We start from the raw sequence: 17,380 nt of genomic DNA on the forward strand, positions 1-17,380 counted from the left end.
TTTATTAATTCTAATTCTGGGAGTTTCATTCATGGCGTGGTCAGAGGAAACATGGTCTGTTGGCGAAGCCACAATTCAAGGAAAACCTGTCGTTTATAAGTTCATGAATGATTTTCCTGATGATAATACTCGTTCAAAAATGGAGTGGCTGACTGTAGTTTCATGGAAGTATGATGGCTCTACTAATAACGGGATGCCTCCAAAGCATGTGAATGAACTCATGATCAAACTTGAAGATGGCCTTGAAACAATCAAAGGCCGCGAAGAGCTCTACTTCGACGTATACTCAGCGACAGGAAATGATCTTAAAGAGTTTGTATTTTATATCGCAGATAGGGAGATATTCATGAAACAGTTTAATGAAGCCTTATCTGGTCATGAAGTTTATCCTATCGAGGTTAATTTCTATCAGGATAAAGAGTGGAGCGATCTTAAAAAGCTTCAGGCTGATTTCGGCATATAGCTAACAAACGCTTAAACCAAGGACGCAAAACAGCAGGCTGCGCTCCTTCGTCGCTAATTTTAGCCTGCTATTTTGCGCCGGTTAAGCGAGGCGTTAGCACTACAAGGATGTACTGAGCATGCCAGAAAGATTAGAACTCACAAAAAATGCACAATTCTATATACCAAAAAACGCCATTGATGACTCGATCATAAATGATATTCTCGGTGCTGCAGTCGATAATATGGATACGGGTGCTCAGTTTGTTGTTGACCTTTTCAGAGCTGATAAGAGAGTTGATGAATCAGATTTAGAATATAAATGCTCAGTTAGAGTATTCCCTTCTGTAAGACCCGTATATTTTATTGATGAAGAGCTCGAAGATAGGGTATATGCATTTATTATATTGATCGAATATCAGAATTATTTGGCAATTTTTAAGAAAAGTTGCGCAAATATATCCGAGTTATTAAAAGAACATTTTACCCTTGTTGATAGTAGGGATTTGACAAGCACATTTGGCGACAACGATGTTGAGTTTCAAAAAATTGCTTTAAGAAATATGACTATTTCAGATAGGGCAATGAGAGCAAGGTCTTATGAAGCTGCAGATTTAAAGGGACTACTTTCGACACACTCTGCAGGAAGGTCAATTCCATTTTATTTAAAGTTACGTCAAGGCGCTATCACAAAAACAATTTCTGGAACTGGGCGATTAGTTGAGTCTTCTCAAAGAAAGTCCCTCGATGAGATAGCTGTTTGGGTGAAGGAGCAAGTTGAGCTTATTGAAAACCCTTCGAACGATAATAACTTCCTAGATTCTTTTGCTAAGAAAGTAGAATTAAGTGATGTTCTAAACGCATGCGAACCTAATGCAATTCTTGTGGAAAGTACTCCGTTACAGGAAAGAATTGAACGGGACGGACTGACTTTAAAATATAAGACAGCTAGAGGTTTAAATGTAGTTATTTCATCTCGGATTAAGAACAAGCTTTTTGCAGGCCTTGAAAGAGTTTACGAACTTGACTCAGAGTGTAAGGTTATTGGAAGAGAAAACTGTACACGCCTTAGAAAGAATGAAAAAAGCTTAACATTGACATCGAAGGCTTTGACAAAGTTTCGAGTAATCGAAAACGGAAAGGAAGTAACCTTACAAAAATTTATCGTGAAAAATGGTTACTATAGCGTCACATTCACTGACCCTAAATACATGTACTTTATGGGGGCATGCTTTGAAGATTCATCAGGAATTTCTGAGATAAATAGTATCTTAGAAATAATGCATCCTAAAACTGAGATGCCTACAGTAATTTCTGAAAAAGGTGGTTTTACTAATGCAAGTACTGCGTTTGATGTTGACTCAATGTTTGGTGTAGTTGAGAGCTTACATCAAAACGACGATTATATATTCTGTGATGATTTGGGTATTGAATGGGCTGATCACATTACATTAAACCGTTCCGAATCTAATATAAGCTTCATCCATTCTAAACATGGCAGTCCTAGCACTTCAGCAAGCAACCTTCATGATGTAGTTGGTCAAGGAATTAAAAATCTGGGAAATATGTATTTTACTAAAGAGCAGATGCTCGAAAGAATCAATGGTAAGTTCTCGGATACATACTCAAATAGTGGTTGCAATACTAGTATTGCTAGAATTAGAAAAGGTGACCCAGCTCAAGCCGAAGGCTATCTTGATGGATTGTTAAAAGATTACAAGCTTCACCGGAAATGTATTCTAAGCTGTTCTTTTATATCAAAGTCTTCTGTGACCGCTGAATTTTCTAAGATACAACGTGGTGAATCAGTGCCGGGACACATTATTCAATTGCTCTGGATTATTTCATCATTTGCTCATGCTGTTAGAGATATGAATGCAATACCAATAATATACTGTGCAGATTGATAGTGCTAACAAACCACTGCACTCGGAAATTTTACTCGCTTCGCTCCCAAAGTTCCGGTGAGTGGGGCGTTAGCAATATAAGGAAGTAACGTGCCATCTCAGGCTTATAGAAAATTCATACATAATGTTGTTGATGTTGATCGACTAATTTCTTCTCATCGAGCATTACATTCAGGAAGCCAAGGACGTAAAGGGCTTGGACACATAACACGAAGTGGGGTTGTTATGCTTTGTGCTGCATGGGAGCTGTATGTTGAGGATTTGCTCATAGAATGTTCTAAGTATTTGGCCAACGAAACCTTTAAACCTCTAGACCTACCCACCCCAGTTAAGAAACATTTGGCTAAGAGGATTCGTGAAAACAAAAATGAACTAAAGCTATTGGAGCTTGGAGGTTCTGGCTGGCGCAATGTATATATTACTTATTGCCAAAATGAAGTCCGTTCAATCAACACACCAAAAACCACAGTCTTAGAGCCAATATATGAGAAATTTATTGGTGTAAGTGACCTATCTAATTTTTGGAGTGTTGGGGGGCAATACATAACTGATTTTGTCTCTGTTCGTGGTGATATTGCTCATAATGGTAGGTCAGCACCTTATGTGAACTTATCCGACTTGGTGCAATACAACGATTGTATAAAATTAACAGCGAAAGAAATGGATAACCAAATTTGCACCTATGTATTTAACTTGGTTACGGCTACCGTCCAGCCTTGGAGAAAAATTCCATGAAAATTGCTAACAAGCGCATGTTGTCGGACTGGCTTTCCGCTGCGCTCCAAACCAGCCGCAAATGCGGGCGTTATGGCGCAGGGCAAAATTCAGCTAAGGGAATTAGATGAGTAATAAAGTGAAAGTAGCCTTGAAATGGCTCAAAGAACTCTTGGATTCTGAGGGTGTTGAGTATCAAATTGTCGGTGGGCTAGCTGCAACGATTCATGGTGGCAGTCGTGAAATCGCTGATATAGACCTTTATATCCACAACTCCGACGCAAATAAGGTCTTAGCTCGCGTATCGCAGTTCATATCTAAACCGTTAAGTCATTATGCAGAGTACGGTTGGGATCTAGAGTATTTCCAGTTGGTTTACCAAAATCAGAAAATTGAAATCGGTTTATCTCAAAATACGAAGATACAGTCGGCTCTAGATGGCTCTTGGCATGAGCTTGAAATCCACTTTTCAGAGTCAGTGGTAAAATACTATCAAGACATCGAACTGCCAGTTATTCCAGTACATCATCTCGTAGAGTATAAGCGAATATTGGGTAGGGAAGTTGACCTAATTGACATACAAGAACTAGCTTTGAGTTCAGCGCCATAACAATAAACCAAAGACACCCACTGTTGTGGTTCAATAAATCCGGACACTACTTTAGGTGGTATCATTACCACCTTACACTGCTGCGTCAAATACGGCTGTCAAATTTGATCAATATCTAAAAATCAAATCTGACAGATTAACAGTCAGCCTTGTCTAAACTAGGCTTATATTTTTTAGACTAGATTTCTGCAGCAACCACCGAAATCTCAACAAGCAATGCATCACGGGCCATGCTCGCTTCTACGCAAGCGCGAGCTGGTGCATAACCTTCAGGCACCCATGCATCCCATACCTCGTTCATTTCTGCAAAATATTTCATGTCTTTAATATAAATTGTCGCAGAAAGAATGTGTTTGCGGTCGCTGCCTGCTTGAATAAGTAGCTCATCAACTTTCTCAAGCATGGTTTCAGTTTGTTCCTTAATTCCTTGTTCTGCGTCTTTACACACTTGGCCACATAAATAAACAGTACCATTGTGTTTTACAATACGGCTCATTCGTTGTTTGGTGTCAATTCGTTCAATCACTGTTTTTCCTTTCTAATCGTTACTGTAATCGGCAGGTTTAGGCTGAAATGTTATCTCTTTTTTATAAGATGAGCTACTTGCTTGGTATTGGTTTTGTGAAAAGCATCGATGGTTAATTGCTACCTACACAAACCAAGATGCGTGAGAGTATTTTGAACTAAAGCAATTGGGTTTAGCTACAGCTCTAAAACGCGTCGGTAAGCTTCTGTTTTACTTATCTTAGTAAATGCACTACGTAGTCTCTCAACGATCGCTAACGGAAGCTGGTTGTTCGTTGCAAGGTAACCTTTTACCGAGAGTGCTTCCACATCGTATAAAAAGGTAAAGTGGTCGGCTGGAAGGTTAAGCTCCGAGGCCATGGTTTTGATATAACGCGGGTCATCAATCACTAAATCAACACGGTTTGTGACGAGTAATTCATATGACTTTTCGATGTCGCTGGTTTGAACAAAGTTAAACCCGAGTGCTTTAAGTGTGCCTTCTGCGATATCACCACGCTGAACCGCTATTTTGTATTGCCTGGCATCCTCAAGTGATTGAATTTTTATGTCCTCGCGATAGCGATTGGTAACAAAACCTAAATGAAATACAGCAACAGGACCAATCCAATGAAAGCTGTCTTCTCTCGCGGGGGTCTTTGCGATGCTATAAATTAAGGTATGTTTGTCATGCTGCGCTAATTTAAAAGCTCTAGCCCAAGGGTAAATAGAAAACTGTCCCTCGAGTTCAGCTGCTTTTAAAATCGCTTTGACCAGATCGGTACTTGAACCTGCAACTTGGTGGTTTTCTATGGTTTGATTGGGTGGAGAAAGTTCCGTAACAACCTGCAATTTAGCCCATAAGGGCAACGGGCTATTCAGCAAAATAAAAAGTAGTAGACGTCCAACAACAGCATTCGTCATTACTAAACAACTCCACACGTTAATGCGTTAATCTATATTTAGCATAGATGGATTTTATTTTTCCGTCATTAACCATTCGTCGCAAGGCGATATTTATTTCCGTTTGTAGCTCAGTTAGATGAGGCTGCAAGCGCATATGTACGGGTAATCGGCTTATTTCATAGCAAGACTGAAATTTGCGATACTTTGGTTGTTGTGAAATATAGTAGTCTGCTGTCACCGAGCCAATCATGATGTAGTCTAAACGCTCATGTTCAAGCTGTGCGAGCAGTTCTTTCTCCGATACATTTTCATAAACTACGATCTTGTCTTCGCCCAAGTGCGCTTCAAAATTATCGTAACGATATCCTCTTACTTTGCCGACCAATGCGCCGTAAAACTGCTCAGGCCTATGCTTGCCTACACAGCGAGATTGATACCCAAGCAGTACTTCGGTTGAGAAGGCATAGTCGATGCTGTAAATCCCCGGAACGTCTGCTTCGGCCCGCCATACTTTATTGATCCCAGGTTCAATATCTATTTTTCCTTGGTCGAAATAGCGCTGTCCTCTGGCGACAGAGAGCGGCATAAACTCAAATTGGTGTGAAGTCAGTTTTGCCAACTCTTGAAAAATGTCGACAAAAATACCTTTGGGTTTTCCCTGTTCTTCAAAATAGTAAGGAGGATTAGCACCATGATAGACCAGTACGGTATAGATCTTCGCCTGCGCTAAGCCGCTTATTAGCAGCAGGGAAAGTATTACTATTTGAAAACACCGCATCGTAATCTTCAGGCTAAAGTAAAGGTATCTTCATAATATGCATGATTTTTAAGCGATGCAATTAATCCTTTCCTGATACCGTATCGAGATAAATACACCAGACTGATTAGTTGTCACAAGCTATAAATATGGTGAATACTACTTATATTATAAATTGTCGACAATTTATAGTCTGGTTGGTTGACGTGCGCGTCAACCAGCACTATATTGTCTACAACTTAAATTACTAAGACTGGCTAACTAATGATGAGCTTTTTTGACGAGCAAGCGGTTACTTCTTCTGATAAAGCATTCTTTCGTATGCGTAAGGAAATTGTAGAAGGGGAAATAGCGGCAGGTTCTAAGCTCAGCGAAATGGAATTGTCGACAAAGTATGAGGTCAGCAGAGCGGTTGTTCGCGAGGCAATTAATCGCTTGGAGTCATGTCACTTAGTTGAACGTAAAGCTAACGTAGGGGCGCGGGTTGTTACTCTCACACCGGAAGGGTTAATGGAGCTTTATCAGATCCGTGAAGCACTAGAAGGGATGGCGGCAAGGCTTGCAGCACAAAACATGACTGACAGTGAAATTCAAGACTTAGAAGGTTTGTTGTCGAGTCAATTCGATGAAGTCAAAAACCAACATTCTTATTATCAAGAAGCGGGCGATCTCGATTTTCATTACCGCATTATTCTTGGCAGTAAAAATGCGAGTCTTATCTCTATGCTAGTCAATGGACTTTACCACTTGGTACGTATGTATCGTGTGCAGTTAGGGATGGCCGGTCCCCGCGTCACCACGGCATTTGACGAGCATAAACATATCGTTCGTGCGATCAGTAACCGCGACCCAGAACTGGCAGAAATACTGATGCGTCGACATATTCAATATTCTAAAAATAATATCGCAACCAAGTTAGCAAGCAATCAATCACATTTTTAAGAGAGAGCATCATCATGAGCGCAGGAAAAAAATTTCGTGAAGCATTAAAAGCCAATAAACCGCTTCAAATCGTAGGCACTATCAACGCATATAGCGCTATGATGGCAAAGAAAATCGGCCATCAAGCTATCTATCTTTCTGGTGGTGGCGTCGCTAATGCATCTTATGGTTTACCTGACTTAGGAATGACATCTCTAAATGATGTAATTGCAGATGTAAGTCGCATTACCTCGGCTTGTGATCTACCTTTAATGGTCGACATTGATACTGGATGGGGCGGCGCTTTCAATATCGCAAAAACCATCCGAGATATGGAAAAAGCAGGTGCCGCTGCGGTACATATGGAAGATCAAGTAGCGCAAAAGCGTTGTGGTCACCGTCCAAATAAAGAAATCGTGTCGACAGAAGAAATGGTTGACCGTATTAAAGCAGCAGTTGATGCGCGCACCGATCCTGACTTTTTCATTATGGCAAGAACAGATTCGTTTGCACAAGAAGGGCTAGAAGCGGCAATTGAACGTGCAAAAGCTTATGTTGCAGCAGGCGCTGATGGCATTTTTGCAGAAGCGGTACAAACTGAAGAACACTATCGCGCATTCAGCGAAGCACTTGATGTGCCCATCCTAGCGAATATCACTGAGTTTGGTAAGACAGAACTTTGGAACAAAGCTGAGCTAGGTGAGTGGGGCGTAGACATGGTGCTTTACCCATTGAGTGCGTTCAGAGCGATGAACAAAGCGGCGGAGCTGGTATATCAATCTATCTTAGAAAACGGTGATCAGAAAGCGGTACTCGATAACATGCAAACCCGTATGGATTTGTATGATTACCTTGGCTATCACGATTATGAGCAAAAGCTCGATGCATTATTCGCCGAAGGTAAAAATAAGTAAAAAATTAAAGCTGTTGAGGGTTGCTCAGCAGCACAAAATATCAATACCCAGCAGGTAAAAAATTCAGGAGACAATAATATGGCTAAAGTACTAAGTGGCGCGGGCTTACGTGGTCAAGTAGCAGGAAAAACAGCACTATCAACGGTAGGTAAGTCGGGCTCAGGTTTGACTTATCGTGGCTACGATGTAAAGGATCTAGCTGAAAATTGTCAGTTTGAAGAGGTGGCTCACCTTATCCTTAAAGGTAATTTACCAAATCAAGCTGAACTAGACGCTTATAAAAGCGAGCTAAAAGCAATGCGCGGTTTGCCGCAGGCATTAAAAGAAGTATTAGAACGTATTCCTGCTGACGCACACCCAATGGACGTATTACGTACGGGTTGTTCAATGCTTGGCAACCTTGAAGGTGAAGCAAGCTTTGATGAGCAAGGTAAAGTAACCGATCGCATGCTAGCAAGCTTCCCAAGCATTATTTGTTACTGGTATCGCTTTAGCCATGATGGCGTTCGTATTGATGTGGAGACGGATGACGACTCAATCGGTGCACACTTCTTACACTTATTGCACGGCGAAAAACCAAGTGAGCTACATGAGCGTGTGATGCACGTATCACTTATCCTTTATGCAGAGCACGAGTTTAACGCGTCGACCTTTACAGCGCGTGTTTGTGCCTCAACGCTTTCTGATATGCATTCATGTATTACTGGTGCAATTGGTTCTCTACGTGGTCCACTTCACGGTGGCGCAAACGAAGCGGCAATGGAAATGATTGAGCGCTTTGAATCTGCGGATCACGCAGAGCAAGAAATGATGGGCATGCTAGAGCGTAAAGAAAAGATCATGGGCTTTGGCCACGCTATCTATTCAGAGTGTGACCCTCGTAACGAAATCATCAAACGTTGGTCTGAAAAACTAGCGGCAGATGTGGGTGATACGGTACTTTACCCTGTGTCTGTACGCTGTGAAGAAGTCATGTGGCGCGAGAAAAAACTATTCTGTAATGCCGATTTCTTCCATGCATCAGCTTATAACTTTATGAAGATCCCGACTAAATTGTTCACACCAATCTTTGTTATGTCACGCTTAACTGGTTGGGCTGCACACGTTATGGAGCAGCGTGCAGATAACCGTATCATTCGTCCATCGGCGGAATACACCGGCGAGGAGCTACGTCCAGTTCCTGCCATTTCTGAGCGTTAATCGAACACTGTTCGAATCTATTCTGGCGGTCGCCATGGCCGCCTGTTCTCCGTCACCGATTGTTGGAAGTTGTTATGAATACTCAATTCCGTAAACGTTTACCTGATTCTGAGCTTTGCTATTACGATACAAAAGAAGCGGTAGAAGCCATCAAACCAGGTAGCTACGAGACTTTACCTTACACCTCACGCGTCCTTGCTGAAAACTTAGTACGCCGCGCTGAGCCTGAAAAACTCAATGATTATCTTGAACAAATTATCGAGCGTCGTCGCGATTTGGACTTTCCGTGGTTTCCTGCTCGTGTGGTTTGCCATGATATTTTGGGTCAAACTGCGCTAGTCGACCTTGCGGGTTTGCGTGATGCTATCGCTGAAAAAGGCGGCGATCCGGCTAAAGTCAACCCAGTCGTACCGACTCAACTGATTGTGGATCACAGCTTGGCAGTAGAGCACGCCGGTTATGAAGAAGATGCATTTGAGAAAAACCGCGCGATTGAAGACCGTCGAAATGACGACCGTTTTCACTTTATCAACTGGACCAAAACGGCATTTAAAAACGTTGATGTGATCCCGCCAGGCAACGGTATTTTGCACCAAATCAACTTAGAAAAAATGTCGCCAGTTATTCAAGCGCGCGACGGTGTTGCCTTCCCTGATACGCTTGTTGGCACCGACAGCCACACGCCACATGTTGATGCACTCGGTGTTATTGCCGTTGGTGTGGGTGGTCTTGAAGCAGAAAGCGTGATGCTAGGTCGTGCGTCCTACATGCGATTGCCGGATATTGTTGGTGTTGAAATCATTGGCAAGCGCCAACCGGGGATCACCGCAACGGATATCGTACTGGCGATCACTGAGTTTTTACGTAAAGAGCGCGTCGTTTCTAGCTACTTAGAGTTCTTTGGTGAAGGTACGCAAGACCTTAATTTAGGTGACCGTGCGACAATTTCAAACATGACACCAGAGTATGGCGCAACCGCGGCCATGTTCTACATCGATGAGCAAACCATTGATTATTTGAAGCTCACAGGCCGTGATGACGAGCAAATCAAGTTGGTGGAAAAATACGCTAAGCTGACAGGGCTTTGGGCTGATTCTTTACAAAACGTGCAGTACGAGCGTGTACTTAAGTTTGATTTGTCGACGGTGACGCGTAATATTGCCGGTCCTTCAAATCCGCATCGCCGCGTTGCAACTAACGACCTTGCTAATCAAGGTATCGTTAAAGAGATTGAAGCGCCAAAAGATGGTTTGATGCCAGATGGCGCGGTGATCATCGCTGCTATCACCAGCTGTACGAATACCAGTAACCCACGCAACGTAGTTGCCGCAGGCTTGCTAGCACGTAATGCCAATAAATTAGGCCTTGCTCGTAAACCTTGGGTGAAAACGTCTTTTGCACCGGGGTCAAAAGCGGTACGTTCTTATATGGAAGAGGCAAAGCTCCTACCTGAGCTTGAGCAGCTCGGTTTTGGTGTTGTTGCCTTTGCTTGTACGACTTGTAATGGCATGAGTGGCGCACTTGATCCGAAAATTCAACAAGAAGTGATTGACCGTGATTTATACTCAACGGCAGTGTTATCGGGTAACCGTAACTTTGACGGTCGAATTCACCCTTACGCAAAACAAGCCTTCTTAGCTTCACCACCGTTGGTTGTGGCTTATGCAATTGCAGGCACCGTGCGCTTTGATATTGAAAATGGTGTTTTAGGTCGCGACCAAGAGGGCAATCCAGTCACGCTTAAAGATATCTGGCCAAGCGATGAAGAAGTCGATGCGGTGATCAAAGAAAGCGTAAAACCAGAGCAGTTCCGCGCCGTTTATGAGCCAATGTTTGACCTCTCGGTAGACTATGGTGAAGACAACGACCCACTTTATCAGTGGCGTCCAACGAGTACCTATATTCGTCGCCCTCCATATTGGGAAGGGGCACTCGCGAGCGAGCGTACCATGAAAGGCATGCGTCCATTAGCGATTTTAGGGGACAACATCACGACTGACCATTTATCGCCATCGAATGCGATTTTAGCAAGCAGTGCGGCGGGTGAATATCTGGCCAAAATGGGCTTACCAGAGGAAGATTTCAACTCATACGCGACACACCGAGGTGATCACTTAACGGCGCAGCGTGCGACATTCGCCAACCCCAAACTGTTAAACGAAATGGTGGTAGAAAACGGTGAAGTAGTACAAGGTTCACTGGCGCGTGTTGAGCCTGAAGGCAAAGTCACCAGAATGTGGGAAGCCATCGAAACCTATATGGAGCGTAAACAGCCGCTGATCATCGTTGCTGGCGCAGATTACGGCCAAGGCTCGTCTCGTGACTGGGCTGCAAAAGGTGTGCGTTTGGCTGGAGTTGAAGTTATCGCAGCAGAAGGGTTTGAGCGTATTCACCGTACTAACTTAATCGGTATGGGTGTACTACCGCTTGAGTTTAAAGCGGGCACGACCCGAAAAACGCTTCAGCTCGATGGCACAGAAACCTATGACGTTGAGGGGGAACCGGCACCAGGTGCTACATTAACTCTCGTAATTAACCGTCAAAGTGGTGAGCGTCTAGAGGTGCCTGTGACTTGTCGATTAGATACCTTTGAAGAAGTGTCTATTTACTCTGCAGGTGGCGTGTTACAACGCTTTGCTCAAGACTTCCTCGAAGCGGAAGGCGTATAACCATGAGTCAATTTAAGCCGCAAATTAAAATTCCCGCCACTTATATGCGTGGCGGCACCTCTAAAGGGGTGTTCTTTAATTTAACAGATTTACCCGAGTACGCGCAGCAACCGGGTGAAGCGCGAGATAACTTGCTGCTACGTGTGATTGGCAGCCCAGATCCCTATGGTAAACATACCGATGGCATGGGCGGTGCAACTTCTAGTACCAGCAAAACCGTGATCTTAAGTAAAAGCGACAAAGCCGACCATGACGTGAATTATCTTTTTGGTCAGGTTGCTATCGACAAACCATTTATTGATTGGAGCGGAAACTGTGGCAATTTAACGGCTGCGGTGGGGGCATTTGCAATCAGCAATGGCTTAGTCGACGCGAATAAAGTGCCAGAGAACGGTGTTGCTGTCGTTAAAATCTGGCAGGCGAATATTAGCAAAACCATAGTGGCGCATGTTCCAATCAGCAATGGAGAAGTGCAAGAGACGGGCGACTTTGAACTGGATGGCGTAACTTTCCCAGCAGCAGAAGTGGTGGTTGAGTTTATGGATCCAAGCGACCCAGATGTTGATATGTTTCCGTCGGGCAATCTCGTCGATACGTTAACTGTGCCTGATGAAGGCACCTTTGAAGTGACCATGATAAGTGCCGGGATCCCAACGCTTTTTTTCCGTGCTTCTGATTTAGGTTATGAAGGTACAGAGTTACAAGAAGCAATTAATGGAGACCCAGCTGCACTAGAGCGATTTGAAAAGATCCGTGCTTATGGCGCAGTTAAAATGGGTTTAATAGGTCATATTGACGAAGCGAAAGTTCGCCAACATACCCCAAAAATTGCTTTTGTTGCACCTGCTAAATCTTATGCTGCGTCGAGCGGTAAAGCGGTGGAAGCCAATACCATCGACTTAAACGTTCGCGCCTTATCTATGGGTAAGTTGCACCATGCGATGATGGGAACTGCCGCTGTGGCGATAGCAACCGCGGCGGCAATTCCTGGCACTCTAGTTAACGAAGCCGCTGGTGGTGGTGATCTTAACTCCGTGACCTTTGGACATCCGTCAGGCACCTTAAAGGTTGGCGCTGAAGCACTGCAAGAGTCTGGTCGTTGGCAAGCTAAAAAAGCCGTCATGAGCCGCAGCGCTCGCGTGCTAATGGAAGGCCGAGTTCGCGTCCCAGAGGCGTAGCTCCATACTAAATTAAAGGCTCTGTTCCCAAGAGCCTTATTCTCTACATAAGAAAACTCCCGAGTTGTTGCTTGGTCGTTAAGGTGTGCCTGTCATTCGGCTTTTTCTTTGATTTCCACCATGCAGACTTGAAATTCATAAGGACGATATGATGTTTGAAGCTTTACTTTCTGTGGCAATCACAACCGCGGTGTTGCTTGGTTCACCCGGTCCTGCGCCACTTGCGCTGGCTGCAACGGGGGCGAGTCAAGGTGTTAAAAAAGGCTTCCCATTCTTAGCAGGTATTTTGACAGGATTGCTTGTTGCGGTGATCTTTGCAGCCACTGGAATTGCAGGGTTACTGGTGAGTCAGCCTCAGGTGACGCTTGTACTCAAATGGCTTGCAGCCGCCTACTTAATTTATGTTGCCTACAAAATTGCAGCAAACAACGCGGCGCTTGGCAGTGCAGGTGCGCAGCTACCGAGCTTTAAGGATGGGTTTATTCTTAACCTCCTCAACCCCAAAGCCTACGCGGCTTGTATCGCTATTTTTGCGACGGCTTCGGTGCCGGCAAGCTCAAACCTAGTTGCTACGCTACTTGCCGCTAGCGTGTGCTACGTGGTGGCGATAGTGGTCGACACAATGTGGCTGGTATTAGGTGGTGTGATTTTTAAAACACTGAATGATGAGACCGTACTTAAACGGATCCGAATTGGTTTTGCGTTGACTTTGGTTGTGCTCGTTCTTTACGGGCTATTTGTGGTTTGAGGTTGATGGGAAGTCACAGGCATAGCTTTTAGACTTGAATAGATGTAATAATCTGAGTTATGCAACCGTCACTCAGAAAAGCCAATGATCGCCCCACCAGATGAAAACAACGTCCCCATAAGTGACATCCGTGTTGAATTTTCGGACTCGGCATTTGCTTTGAGAACGTTAAGAGCGGGTGAATATCAACGGTTGGAGCGTCTGTTTTCGCTTAGATATGGTGAAGAGTACGATGCCGAAGAGTTATTAAAGTTGCGACAACAAAGAGTGCTAGTACCTTTTTTACAAGCAGCTGAAGATAAATCAAAGCACTGTATTTGTGTGCGGCAAACTCAAACGCGCGAAATGCTTGGCATGATCTTAATTACAGTCGATGACTCAGCGGCCAAAAAAGTGCTGGTAGAAGAGAGTTGGTTTATCCACGATACTCTGTTCGACAAGGTGTTTTGTTTATTCGTGACAGAGTATTTGAATACGCTAGGTTTCGCTTTGGTTGAATTTAGAGTCGACGAGCGTAATGATTTAGTACGCCGGTTGGTTGAGCAACTTGGTGCGTGTTTTGATGGCATATTACGTCGTGCAGGTGTTTATCGGAACGAGTGCTTCAACCAAGCTGTGTACTCTATTTCTCAGGAAGAGTGGCAGTGCGTTGTTCCTCTGTATTCTATTTACAAAGCATTGCCACAATAATAATGAAGCTTAAAGTGTGCATTTATGGAAAGTAAAGCAAAGTATTTTCGCTGGCAACTTGGCAGACAACAGTCCGGCTATCAAAAAATGTTACTAGCAACCGCGATGTGGCCGGTTAAGTTTGATATGTATTTACTGAAGTTTCCGACTGGATGCGAAGTACCACCGCACACCGATAAAGTCGTTTCAGGGAAGCATTTCAGGCTAAATATTGTTTTAAAGCGGGCGAAGTTAGGCGGTGAATTTAAGTGTAAAGATCCGCTCTATAGCAGCAGTCGCATCAAACTTTTTAGACCCGATAAATCAGAGCATTCTGTTTCAAAAGTAGAAGCGGGTACTCGAGTGTTGTTAAGTATCGGCTGGGTCCGTTAGCGCGACTAGCTCGGCAACTTGATAATGATGCATGTTCCGGAATTAGATTCTGTTTCACACTCAATTACGCCATTAAAATACTGAGTGACAATAGCGAGCGCAACACTTAGCCCTAAGCCCAGGCCTTTTTGTGTGCGATTACCGACAACAAAAGGATCAAATACTTTATCTTTGATTTCATGTGGAATACCGCCGCCGTTGTCCGTGACTTTAATCGTATATCCAAGTTTTGAGGTTTGAGCCGATATAATCACACATGGGCTTTGCACTGAGTTATCAGCAAAGGCGTGGTAAAACGCATTTTCTATTACAGGTTGGAAAATCTGCTGTAACAATCTCTCTGGGGCGGTGATAGCAAGTACTTCGGGAATATCTAAGGTAATATCAATATGTGGGTGTTGATTGGCAAGCTCACTCACACAGTGTGCGATAAGCGGTTGTAAGTAAACTGGCTTTACTTCTCCTTCAAATCCAGTATTGGTGATGATTTTGAGCTTGTCGATAATACCGGTTATCCGCTCGGTACTATTGACGACGAGCTTGGCACAGCTTTCGATATTTTCTATCGAATGCAATAAAGCAGACTTAGCTATTTCATTTTTATTTACCCTTTGTCTTACCCCTTCAACAAGCAATAGTTGGTTACTGGAAGCGGTCATGGCGACGCCAATCGGCGTGTTAATCTCATGAGCAAGTCCTGGGATCAATCGCACCAGCGTTGCTGACTTTTCGGCGTTTATCAGGCGTTTTTGAGTCTCACTGAGTTCGCTGATCGCGTGATTAAGTGCTTTGTTTTTTTCTATTAACTCTTCAGTTTGGCTTTTTACCTCCGTATTTAGATAATCAATAATACTTTTACGGATGGCCGAACGAGAGTTGTACAACGCGATGAGACTAAGTAATAGCAAGATAAAACAAACAAACGCGGCGCTATAATAGGATTTTACCTTTTTATTGCTGCTTGCAAGGAGTGAGCTGAAATCCTGCTCTCTGCGTTCTAAAAAGGCATTGATGTGCGTCATTATATGTACTTTACTTTGGAGGTAAGCCTCGCTGTACAAAATCTTGAGGGCCTGTTGATTTTTCCCTGCTACCACGAGTTCAAAGGCTTCACGCTCAAGTGACACGAGTGCTTCACTTTTATCCTCTGCATTTCGCAACATAGTTAATTCATCCGTAGAAACTCCGTTTTCTAATAATAATGTCAGCAGCGCTTTTGGTGCTTCTTTTTCAAATGGCGCCAGACCCTCTTTGACCAGCAACATGTCCCAATAAACGCGGTGCAAATGCTTAGGGCGAGGGGAAGTGCCGTTACGGATCGTTAAGATCTCATCAAAAAATTGCTTAAACTTAGGGTTGCCTGTGGCGGCATAAGCCCGCGCCATCATGGTGAGTTGATCTGAGCTGAGTCTTAACTCTTGGGATAAACGAACAAGATTAAAATTTCTTTCTATTTCTTGCTCTTGCGCTTCTTTATTGACGAATGCTAAAAATGTGAACACCACAGAAAGAAAAAAAAGCAGCATGGAGAGCGCTGATATATGGTAGAAGTACTTAAAGCTAAACGACTGACTTGGGTGAAGTATGTTGCTTTGACTGGCTGCCATGTATTCAACGTTGTTAAGACTCGAATACACAAAGTATAGTTAACCTAAGCTCGGAATAACAATTTGTTCTCTGGCCGTTGTCATCCCTCGTTCTGGTTGGTCGTTCTAGGCTCTTGTCACTTTGCCTAAGTGAGAAAGCAGCCAAATGGCTATCAAGTATTTGGCTGCTCGATGGGTCTAGTCGAAAGTAAGTACGATCCTGCCGTTAATGTCGCTATTGAGCATATCGTCAAATATATCGTTGATTTGCTCAAGTGGCTTGGTTTCAATAATGGCCTTTACCTTGCCCTCAGCGGCAAACTGCAAGCATTCAGTGAGATCTTGACGGGTACCAACGATGCTGCCAACAACACTGATACCTTTAAGAACGGTATCAAATATAGGAATAGGCATTTCCTCTGGTGGTAAGCCAACGAGCACGCAAGTACCGCCTCGCTTCACGCTGTTAAATGATGTCGTAAAGGCAGGCTTTGAGACTGCGGTACAAACTACGGCTTGGACTCCTCCTAGCTTATTTTGCATCAACTCTGCGGGATCGCTCTGCTTAAAGTCGATACATAGATCGGCGCCAAGCTCTTTTGCTAGTGCTAACTTTGATTCGCCAGTGTCAACTGCAACTACATTCAGCCCCATTGCTTTGGCGTATTGCACTGCTAAGTGACCAAGCCCTCCTACACCAATAATGGCAACCCATTCACCGGGTTTAGCTTTCGATACTTTTAGTGCTTTATAGGTGGTGACGCCCGCGCAGAATAGAGGAGCGGCATCGACAAATGACAAGCCTTCGGGGATTTTTACCACGTAGTTGGCATCGGCTTTACAGTACTGTGCGTAACCGCCGTCGACGGAATAGCCGCTATTTAACTGCTCTGGACATAAGTTTTCGTCGCCTTTTAGGCAGTGTTCACAATGACCGCAGGCGCTATGAAGCCAAGGTACACCGACTCTATCACCAACGGCTAGGTGTTTAACATCGTCAGCTTTTGCGATAACAGTACCCACACCTTCGTGACCAGGCACTAGTGGTAATTTAGGCTTAACTGGCCAGTCACCATGACAGGCGTGTAAGTCGGTGTGACAAACACCACAGGCGGCTATTTCAACGATGACCGATCCTTGTGTAAGTTGCGGTTTCTCAATTTCTTGAATTTCTAACGGTTGTTTAAATTGGTGCACTAACGCTGCTTTCATCTTTTTGCTCCTTGATTGATTCGATGGTAGCTTAGCAGCTATAACCAGAAA

Annotated in this window: 17 protein-coding genes; 12 read left to right on the plus strand and 5 right to left on the minus strand. The window is 43.8% G+C overall.

Annotated features, from left to right (window positions below; all coding sequences use genetic code 11):
* Positions 1-31: 31 nt before the first annotated feature.
* The 4 genes from ABMY45_RS04400 (at position 32) to ABMY45_RS04415 (ending at position 3,672) form a co-directional block, all read left to right on the plus strand.
* Positions 32-463 (plus strand): DUF695 domain-containing protein, encoded by a 432-nt coding sequence (locus ABMY45_RS04400; protein WP_349288468.1) that lies wholly within the window; start codon positions 32-34, stop codon positions 461-463.
* Positions 464-581: 118 nt separating this feature from the next.
* Positions 582-2,348, plus strand: a complete 1,767-nt coding sequence (locus ABMY45_RS04405) for a hypothetical protein (RefSeq protein ID WP_349288469.1) — start codon at positions 582-584, stop codon at positions 2,346-2,348.
* Between the two features lie 90 nt (positions 2,349-2,438).
* Positions 2,439-3,083 (plus strand): HEPN domain-containing protein, encoded by a 645-nt coding sequence (locus ABMY45_RS04410; RefSeq protein ID WP_339144999.1) that lies wholly within the window; start codon positions 2,439-2,441, stop codon positions 3,081-3,083.
* Positions 3,084-3,189: 106 nt separating this feature from the next.
* Positions 3,190-3,672, plus strand: a complete 483-nt coding sequence (locus ABMY45_RS04415) for a MazG-related protein (RefSeq protein ID WP_088532871.1) — start codon at positions 3,190-3,192, stop codon at positions 3,670-3,672.
* A 178-nt stretch (positions 3,673-3,850) separates the two neighbouring features.
* Here ABMY45_RS04415 and ABMY45_RS04420 read toward each other — a convergent pair whose 3' ends face one another.
* The 3 genes from ABMY45_RS04420 to ABMY45_RS04430 all read right to left on the minus strand — a co-directional run bounded on the left by ABMY45_RS04420 (position 3,851) and on the right by ABMY45_RS04430 (position 5,860).
* Positions 3,851-4,198 (minus strand): RidA family protein, encoded by a 348-nt coding sequence (locus tag ABMY45_RS04420; RefSeq protein WP_235368831.1) that lies wholly within the window; start codon positions 4,196-4,198, stop codon positions 3,851-3,853.
* A gap of 176 nt (positions 4,199-4,374) precedes the next feature.
* Positions 4,375-5,100 (minus strand): transporter substrate-binding domain-containing protein, encoded by a 726-nt coding sequence (locus ABMY45_RS04425; protein WP_010603815.1) that lies wholly within the window; start codon positions 5,098-5,100, stop codon positions 4,375-4,377.
* Positions 5,101-5,119: 19 nt separating this feature from the next.
* Entirely contained in the window at positions 5,120-5,860 is a 741-nt protein-coding gene (locus ABMY45_RS04430) for a transporter substrate-binding domain-containing protein (RefSeq protein ID WP_217448611.1), read from the minus strand.
* A gap of 246 nt (positions 5,861-6,106) precedes the next feature.
* Between ABMY45_RS04430 and ABMY45_RS04435 the strand changes: the two genes are divergently transcribed.
* From ABMY45_RS04435 to ABMY45_RS04470, 8 genes are all read left to right on the plus strand, one after another.
* Complete coding sequence (locus ABMY45_RS04435; protein WP_193554574.1) at positions 6,107-6,781, plus strand: GntR family transcriptional regulator; 675 nt, start codon at positions 6,107-6,109, stop codon at positions 6,779-6,781.
* Between the two features lie 14 nt (positions 6,782-6,795).
* Positions 6,796-7,674 carry a methylisocitrate lyase gene (gene prpB, locus ABMY45_RS04440; protein ID WP_349288470.1) on the plus strand — a complete coding sequence of 293 codons (879 nt, stop codon included), beginning with the start codon at positions 6,796-6,798 and terminating at the stop codon, positions 7,672-7,674.
* 78 nt (positions 7,675-7,752) lie between these two features.
* Entirely contained in the window at positions 7,753-8,874 is a 1,122-nt protein-coding gene (gene prpC, locus ABMY45_RS04445; protein WP_017217742.1) for a 2-methylcitrate synthase, read from the plus strand.
* Between the two features lie 74 nt (positions 8,875-8,948).
* Complete coding sequence (gene acnD, locus ABMY45_RS04450) at positions 8,949-11,543, plus strand: Fe/S-dependent 2-methylisocitrate dehydratase AcnD (protein WP_349288471.1); 2,595 nt, start codon at positions 8,949-8,951, stop codon at positions 11,541-11,543.
* Positions 11,544-11,545: 2 nt separating this feature from the next.
* Positions 11,546-12,721 carry a 2-methylaconitate cis-trans isomerase PrpF gene (gene prpF / locus ABMY45_RS04455; RefSeq protein WP_349288472.1) on the plus strand — a complete coding sequence of 392 codons (1,176 nt, stop codon included), beginning with the start codon at positions 11,546-11,548 and terminating at the stop codon, positions 12,719-12,721.
* 148 nt (positions 12,722-12,869) lie between these two features.
* A complete protein-coding gene (locus ABMY45_RS04460; protein WP_239422051.1) occupies positions 12,870-13,469 on the plus strand; it encodes a LysE family translocator in 600 nt (199 codons plus the stop codon).
* A gap of 84 nt (positions 13,470-13,553) precedes the next feature.
* Positions 13,554-14,159, plus strand: coding sequence for a GNAT family protein (locus tag ABMY45_RS04465; RefSeq protein WP_010603808.1), 606 nt, complete (start codon positions 13,554-13,556; stop codon positions 14,157-14,159).
* 24 nt (positions 14,160-14,183) lie between these two features.
* On the plus strand, positions 14,184-14,531 hold the full coding sequence (locus ABMY45_RS04470) for a 2OG-Fe(II) oxygenase (RefSeq protein ID WP_010603807.1): 348 nt from the start codon (positions 14,184-14,186) through the stop codon (positions 14,529-14,531).
* Between the two features lie 5 nt (positions 14,532-14,536).
* Here the strand turns inward: ABMY45_RS04470 and ABMY45_RS04475 are convergent, their stop codons facing one another.
* Positions 14,537-16,138 (minus strand): HAMP domain-containing sensor histidine kinase, encoded by a 1,602-nt coding sequence (locus ABMY45_RS04475; RefSeq protein ID WP_239422050.1) that lies wholly within the window; start codon positions 16,136-16,138, stop codon positions 14,537-14,539.
* A gap of 177 nt (positions 16,139-16,315) precedes the next feature.
* Entirely contained in the window at positions 16,316-17,329 is a 1,014-nt protein-coding gene (gene adhP, locus ABMY45_RS04480) for an alcohol dehydrogenase AdhP (RefSeq protein ID WP_102058341.1), read from the minus strand.
* Positions 17,330-17,380 lie beyond the last annotated feature (51 nt).

Origin of the sequence: Pseudoalteromonas sp. XMcav11-Q (genome assembly GCF_040104525.1) — a bacterium.
Lineage (GTDB): Bacteria > Pseudomonadota > Gammaproteobacteria > Enterobacterales > Alteromonadaceae > Pseudoalteromonas.